General features: G+C 42.1%; 1 protein-coding gene. It reads right to left on the reverse strand.

The genetic code is table 11. The features are described from left to right. On the reverse strand, nt 1–1,144 hold a 1,144-nt coding region (locus ABLA76_RS17760; RefSeq protein ID WP_348988920.1), incomplete at its 3' end, for a site-specific DNA-methyltransferase. Between the last annotated feature and the right edge of the window lie 47 nt (nt 1,145–1,191).

Raw genomic sequence — 1,191 nt, forward strand, 5'->3', positions numbered from 1 at the left:
CACCTGCATTTTTTGAGACAGGCTCAGGCCATTGAACCAAGATAAACTGTCTTCTGCCGCCATCTTTCTTGTTTTGTTTTAATACTGCATGACCGGTAGAGCCGCTTCCGGCAAAAAAATCAAGAATGATATCGTCACTATCCGTGATCTTCATTAGGTGTTCAATTAATCCTGTCGGCTTGGGATAATCAAAAACAGAGGAACCGAGCAGGGCTTCAACCTCTTGACTTCCCTGCTTCGTGGTAAAACCGGTTATGATGGTTTTGGGATGTTCGGTGCCCCGCTTCTTAACATATTGAAGAACACCATTAGGTTTAAAGAAAAATTCAATAACCTGCTGTCCCTTAGAGTCAACAGTCTCCTTTCCTGACAGCCAGTTTTTGATTTGGTGCTTCATTGTCCAGCCCGCTTTTAGCGTGACTTCGCTGGCTAAGGCTCCATCCTTGCATTCAAGCACACCCGAGGTCACTTCAACGACTTCTTTATCGCCAAATACCGATGGAAACGTTTTATTTTCACCCAAAAACTTCACTCCGGCGGGGAAGGTTATTTCTGACGCCGAGTTTTTAACGCTCACCCGTTTTATTGCCCGATCAGAAATCAAGCTCTCATCACCCTGATAAACAATACGGGGTAACTGAGACCTGTCTTTTGCATAGGCCAGGATGTATTCATGCTCTCGGGTAAACATTGATGCTGAGGTTCTTCCGCTCTTCCAGATAAGTCTTTCAACAAAATTATCTTCACCGAATATTTCATTGCACACATTGGATAAATTAATAACTTCATGGTCATCTATTGATATAAAGATAATTCCATCATCAGATAATAAATTCCGGGCTAATTTCAGTCTTGGGTACATCATATTTAGCCAATCATCATGGAATCTGTCTTTATAGATAAAATCCTTACCTGTGTTATAGGGCGGATCGATATAAATCATCTTCACTTTCTTGTGATAAGATTTTTGCAGCAACTTTAAAACTTCAAGATTATCGCCTTCAATAAACAGGTTCTCTGTAGTATCCCAGTTAACACTTTCTTCTTTACAGGGGCGCAAGGTGCCTGTTGATGGCGTTTGCGCGATTCGACGAGCATGAGCCTTACCCTGCCATGTAAAGCTGTAGCGCTCTTCAATGATCATCAGTGGAATACCCGGTAGTAAAAATCCACCTTCATAGAAGGTGGCAT

It is taken from the genome of Xenorhabdus sp. SGI240 (genome assembly GCF_040081915.1).
Taxonomy (GTDB): domain Bacteria; phylum Pseudomonadota; class Gammaproteobacteria; order Enterobacterales; family Enterobacteriaceae; genus Xenorhabdus; species Xenorhabdus bakwenae.